This is a genomic window from Caulobacter sp. D5 (genome assembly GCF_003185805.1).
Classification (GTDB): Bacteria; Pseudomonadota; Alphaproteobacteria; order Caulobacterales; family Caulobacteraceae; genus Caulobacter.
Genome location: NZ_QHJY01000570.1, coordinates 1 through 4,577, shown reverse-complemented (window position 1 = coordinate 4,577; position 4,577 = coordinate 1). Strand labels below are relative to the sequence as shown.

Below are 4,577 nucleotides of genomic sequence, written 5' to 3'. Positions count from 1 at the left end.
AGACCCCTCACCCGACCCTGCTCCGCAGGGCCACCCTCTCCCGCAAGGGGAGAGGGATCAGGAGTCGCCCCCTAATTGCTCGGCGGAGGCGGCGCGGCGCGGGGCACGCGTTTGACCAGGCGCACCGTGTCGACCAGCTGGAGGCGCCCGCCCGGCAGCTCCTTCATCTTCAGGTCGGCGCTGTTGAGGTTGATGGTCTTGTAGTAGGCGCCTTCGCGCGGCGCGGCGATGCAGGCCCGGTCGCCGTTGCAGCCGACGACGATGGTGATGCGCGGGAACATGCCGCGCTCGTCCTTGCGCACCGCGATTTCCAGGTTGCCCTCGGTGAAGTCCACGACGTCGGGGCGCAGGACGGCGAAGGTGTCGCCGCCGTAGTCCTCGATGTTGGCGCCGTCCAGCTGCACCGTCGCGTTGATCGTCCAGAACTGCGAGCGGGAGCGGTCGATGCGGTCGTTCAGGTCGACGATGAAGGGCGCGGCGACGGCGAACAGGATCAGGTAGGCGGCAAACGCGCCGCCGGCGTTGAAGGTTATGCCCGCCAGGACCCCCGTCGCCCGCATGGGCGACTTGGGAAACAGCCGGTAGATCAGAATGCTCGGCAGCAGAGGCAGCAGAAACCACATGCAAAGAGCGACAATCGAGAGTATCACGACCACGACATGCACTCCGATCGGGCTGGAGATGGAATCATGGGATGCAAAGCCAAATCCCTGATCGCACTTTGCGCCACGACCATCCTTTTGACCACCCCGGTCAATTCCATGGCGCAGAGCAACACTCAATCCTGCACTGCTGAGTTTTTCAACACGTCGAACCAGTTTCTATACTATTTCGATCGCGGAAAATTCGATGGCGCCTTCCGCTTCGTTCGATCCGAATATCGACCGATGCGGAACCTGCCGGAATTCAAGAAATACTTTTCCGACCGCCGCAAGAAAGTGGGCGGCAACCCCATCTATGTTGAATACAGCGAAAACGCGTTGAAGTATAAAAAATCAACCGCAGAGAGATTGAAGAGCAATTTTCAACGGAAAGTCACAAAGAGTTCGCTCTACAGGCTCAACGGTCGCGCCACCTGCGCCATCACCTACGAAGTCGAATACCCCACTGCTTTCGCCAGCGAATACATATACATAACCAAGACCGGCGACACGCTGAAGGTGCTGCGCTTCGACGACGGAGCCTGGTGAGGGCGCCCTCTCCTCCCCGCCCTCGCGCTCAGTTCCAGGCGCCGGCCTTCAGGGCCTTTTCGAAGGTGGCGGCGTAGCCGGCGATCTGGGCGGCCTTGTCGTTGCCGTTGATGACGTAGCGCGCCAGGCCGTAGGCCTTCTGGGTGGCCGAGCCGGCGGCCTTGTCGATGTAGCGCCCCAGGCCCTTGGCCGTGAACCAGCCCTCCTCCATGCCCAGCGCCATGATCGCGGCGGCGAGATCCGGACGCTTGGCCAGGGTCGGCTGCTGGTCGATCGGCTCGTCCAGCTCCTTGGCGGCGCGGATGTAGTTGTTCTTCCAGGTCAGCTGCACATAGCCGCGGCCGTGATAGCGCACGCCGTCGCCGGGCGCGGTGTTGCCGTTGGCCTTGGCGCGCTTGGGATTGATCCCCTCGACGTCGTAGAGCCGGCGGAAATAGGCGTCGCCGCCCTGCTCGTCGATCGGCTGCATGGTCTGGGCGGTCTCGTGATAGGCGGTGGCCAGGCCGTAGGCGGTCCAGGCCGCGCCCCAGCCGTGGGCGCCCAGCGCGGTGAGGACGGCGTTGCAGCCGGCCACCTCGGTCTGGCTCAGGGTCGGCCCCAGCATCTTGGAGCCGCGGATGGAATCGAAGAAAGCGTCACTGTCCTTCAGGGCCATGGCGCGCCTCCCGCTTTCGCCTTTTCGGCGAGGTTAGCAGAATGCACGCATCGCGATCAATGCGGCGCGTGACAGCCTTGTCGCGAGCCGCATCGATCCCCGTTCCCTTTCCGGGAGAACCGGATTATAGCTCTCGTTGAACAACCCCGCCCGGCCGAAAGGTCGGGCGCCGTCATTTCTGGAGGACCGCATGTCCGACATTCTGATGCCCAAGGCGACCGCCGTCTGGCTCGTGGACAACACCTCGCTGAGCTTCGAGCAGATCGCCGACTTCTGCGGCCTGCACCCGCTGGAAGTTCGCGGCATCGCCGACGGCGAAGTGGCGCGCGACATCCGCGGCGCCGATCCGATCGGCAACGGCCAGCTGACCCGCGAAGAGCTCGACAAGGCCCAGCGCGCCCCGCAGTACCGCATGAAGGCCCAGGTGAGCCGTCACGCCGAGCTGCTGAAGCCGCAGAAGAAGGCCCCGCGCTACACCCCGGTGTCGCGCCGCCAGGACCGTCCGGACGCCATCGCCTGGTTCATCCGCCACCACCCGGAAGTGACCGACGCCCAGATCTCGAAGATCCTCGGCACGACCAAGGCCACCATCGAGCAGGTGCGCAACCGCACCCACTGGAACGCGGCCAACATCAAGCCGGTCGATCCGGTGACCCTGGGCCTGGTCGGCCAGCTGGAACTCGACGCCCTCGTCAAGAAGGCGGCCGAGAAGAAGGCCAAGGACGACGCCAAGAAGGGCATCGTCGCCGAAGACCCGACCCTGCGCCCGGCGGCCGAAACGGCCTACATCTCCGAGGAAGAGCAGGAAGAGCGCGACATCCGCGCCGCCCGCGCCGAACCGAAGGCCGAGGACGTGTTCGGCTCGTTCAAGGGCAATGTCGACGACGAAGACGACGAGGACTGATCCCTTTCCCCCGTCCGCGAGGACCGGGAAGCTGGACAGCAAAAAGGCCCATCCGACGCTCGGATGGGCCTTTTCCTTGCCTAAAGGCTAATGGAGCCGGGCTCGAAGTCCCTCTATCTCCTCCTTGAGCCTGAGCTTCTGCCGCTTCAGCTCTCGAAGCCTGGTGGCGTCGCTACCCGGTCGACTGGTCTCCTCCTGGATCGTGCGGTCGAGGTTCTCGTGACGGGACCCCAGCTCGCGGATACGGGATTCGATGGCCATGGGCTCGGCCTCCTTTTGGGCTGTTGACCGAGGGAGTGAACACCCGCTGGTCCGGACTGTCAGATCACATATGATTGCAATCGGCGGCGCTTGACGTGGCGACGCTTCCTCCCGTGACGGACGAAAATTCACCATGACGGACGCCGCCGCCCCTCCCCCGAAGCCGCGCCTGGTGATCGGAATCTCCGGCGCGTCGGGGGCGCTCTACGGCCTGCGCGCCCTGGCCGCCTGCCGCGACCTGGGGGTCGAGAGCCACCTCGTGATGAGCAAGTCGGCGGCCTTGACCCTGGCCCAGGAGACCGGCCTTTCGGTCGCCGAGGCCGCCGAGACGGCCGATGTCGTGCACCGGATCGGCGACGTCGGGGCCTCGATCGCCTCGGGCTCCTACCGCACCCTGGGCATGATCGTCGCGCCCTGCTCGGTGCGGACGATGAGCGAGATCGCCACCGGCGTAACCTCCTCCCTGCTGACCCGCGCCGCCGACGTCACCCTGAAGGAGCGCCGGCCGCTGGTGCTGATGGTGCGCGAGAGCCCGCTGCACCTGGGCCACCTGCGCACCCTGACGCGCCTTGCCGAAATGGGCGCGGTGATCGCCCCGCCGGTGCCGGCCTTCTATGCGAAACCCGTCTCGATCGAGGAGATGGTCGACCAGTCGGTGGGCCGGGCGCTCGACCTCTTCGGCCTGACCTGGGGGCCGGTGAAGCGCTGGGGCGAGGATCTTCCGCCGATCGGATCTACCGTCAACGAAACGGACGAAAATTAACGGCCATGCGGTTCTGGGACTGGGCGCTTTCGGTCTATGCGCGACAGCCTGTCGCAGTCGCCTGCCTGCACCTGCAGGATGCGCACGGCCAGAACGTGCCGTTCCTGCTGTGGGCGGCCTGGACGGCGCTGGAGGGACGCCCCGCCGACCTGGCGCGCGCCGCGGCCCTGGTCCGCGCCTGGGACGTCGAGATCGGCGCGCCCCTGCGCGGCGTGCGCCGGGCGCTGAAGCCTTCGCGTCCCGACGTGGCCGATCCGGCGCGGGAGGCCTTCCGCGACCAGGTCAAAGCGGCCGAGCTAGCCGGCGAGAAGCTGCTGATGGAGAGCCTGGAGGCGATCTGCGGCCCGGTGGGGGCCACGGCCGACGTCTACGGCGCCCTGCTGGCGGCGGCCCGGGCCACCGGCGAGCCGCCGCAGGACGCGGCTTTGGCGCGGTTGGCCGATGCTTTGGCTTGAAATGGGGGCGCGGCGCGCTCCGACCTTTACCGCCCGTCAGGCTTTGCTATCTATCACCGCCTTCGGACCAGTGCTCAGAGTGGGGGAACGTCCATGAACGATGACGATCCTTCGGAAGAAACCTCCATCGCCATCGAGCGCCGCCTGGCGATCCTGCGCGAGGAGCATCAGGACCTGTCGGACGCCGTCGCGGCCCTGGAAGAGCGCCCCCAGCCCGACATGCTGCAGATCGCCCGCCTCAAGCGCCGCAAGCTGGCCCTGAAGGACGAGATCGTCCGCCTGGAAGACCAGGTGACGCCGGACATCATCGCTTAAGCGCTGCGCGCGCCCCCTCAGTCGCTCCGCGACA

8 protein-coding genes are annotated in these 4,577 nt (G+C 66.3%); 5 read left to right on the top strand and 3 right to left on the bottom strand.

The annotated features are described in order from the left end of the window. Nucleotides 1-71 precede the first annotated feature (71 nt). On the bottom strand, nt 72-623 hold the full coding sequence (locus tag DMC18_RS25345; RefSeq protein WP_110117941.1) for a hypothetical protein: 552 nt from the start codon (nt 621-623) through the stop codon (nt 72-74). A gap of 66 nt (nt 624-689) precedes the next feature. Here DMC18_RS25345 and DMC18_RS25765 point away from each other — a divergent pair, with 66 nt between their 5' ends. Beyond that, a complete protein-coding gene (locus DMC18_RS25765; RefSeq protein WP_110117942.1) occupies nt 690-1,190 on the top strand; it encodes a hypothetical protein in 501 nt (166 codons plus the stop codon). Between the two features lie 28 nt (nt 1,191-1,218). On the opposite strand, the gene DMC18_RS25335 is transcribed toward DMC18_RS25765, so the two are convergent. Next, complete coding sequence (locus DMC18_RS25335; RefSeq protein ID WP_199228297.1) at nt 1,219-1,845, bottom strand: hypothetical protein; 627 nt, start codon at nt 1,843-1,845, stop codon at nt 1,219-1,221. A 190-nt stretch (nt 1,846-2,035) separates the two neighbouring features. On the opposite strand from DMC18_RS25335, the gene DMC18_RS25330 reads away from it, so the two are divergent. Beyond that, entirely contained in the window at nt 2,036-2,749 is a 714-nt protein-coding gene (locus tag DMC18_RS25330; RefSeq protein WP_110117943.1) for a DUF1013 domain-containing protein, read from the top strand. A gap of 87 nt (nt 2,750-2,836) precedes the next feature. Here DMC18_RS25330 and DMC18_RS25325 read toward each other — a convergent pair whose 3' ends face one another. Further along, complete coding sequence (locus DMC18_RS25325) at nt 2,837-3,010, bottom strand: YdcH family protein (RefSeq protein ID WP_110117944.1); 174 nt, start codon at nt 3,008-3,010, stop codon at nt 2,837-2,839. Nucleotides 3,011-3,143: 133 nt separating this feature from the next. On the opposite strand from DMC18_RS25325, the gene DMC18_RS25320 reads away from it, so the two are divergent. The 3 genes from DMC18_RS25320 (at nt 3,144) to DMC18_RS25310 (ending at nt 4,543) form a co-directional block, all read left to right on the top strand. Beyond that, complete coding sequence (locus tag DMC18_RS25320; RefSeq protein WP_110117945.1) at nt 3,144-3,773, top strand: UbiX family flavin prenyltransferase; 630 nt, start codon at nt 3,144-3,146, stop codon at nt 3,771-3,773. Between the two features lie 5 nt (nt 3,774-3,778). Continuing rightward, nucleotides 3,779-4,228 carry a TIGR02444 family protein gene (locus tag DMC18_RS25315; RefSeq protein WP_110133433.1) on the top strand — a complete coding sequence of 150 codons (450 nt, stop codon included), beginning with the start codon at nt 3,779-3,781 and terminating at the stop codon, nt 4,226-4,228. Between the two features lie 93 nt (nt 4,229-4,321). After that, entirely contained in the window at nt 4,322-4,543 is a 222-nt protein-coding gene (locus tag DMC18_RS25310) for a YdcH family protein (RefSeq protein WP_110133432.1), read from the top strand. Nucleotides 4,544-4,577: the final 34 nt, after the last annotated feature.

Coding starts and splice junctions, on each gene's coding strand:
- DMC18_RS25315 (WP_110133433.1), top strand. CDS start 3,779: ATGCGGTTCTGGGACTGGGCGCTTTCGGTCTATGCGCGACAGCCTGTC.
- DMC18_RS25325 (WP_110117944.1), bottom strand. CDS start 3,010: ATGGCCATCGAATCCCGTATCCGCGAGCTGGGGTCCCGTCACGAGAAC.
- DMC18_RS25320 (WP_110117945.1), top strand. CDS start 3,144: ATGACGGACGCCGCCGCCCCTCCCCCGAAGCCGCGCCTGGTGATCGGA.
- DMC18_RS25310 (WP_110133432.1), top strand. CDS start 4,322: ATGAACGATGACGATCCTTCGGAAGAAACCTCCATCGCCATCGAGCGC.
- DMC18_RS25765 (WP_110117942.1), top strand. CDS start 690: ATGGGATGCAAAGCCAAATCCCTGATCGCACTTTGCGCCACGACCATC.
- DMC18_RS25335 (WP_199228297.1), bottom strand. CDS start 1,845: ATGGCCCTGAAGGACAGTGACGCTTTCTTCGATTCCATCCGCGGCTCC.
- DMC18_RS25345 (WP_110117941.1), bottom strand. CDS start 623: ATGTGGTTTCTGCTGCCTCTGCTGCCGAGCATTCTGATCTACCGGCTG.
- DMC18_RS25330 (WP_110117943.1), top strand. CDS start 2,036: ATGTCCGACATTCTGATGCCCAAGGCGACCGCCGTCTGGCTCGTGGAC.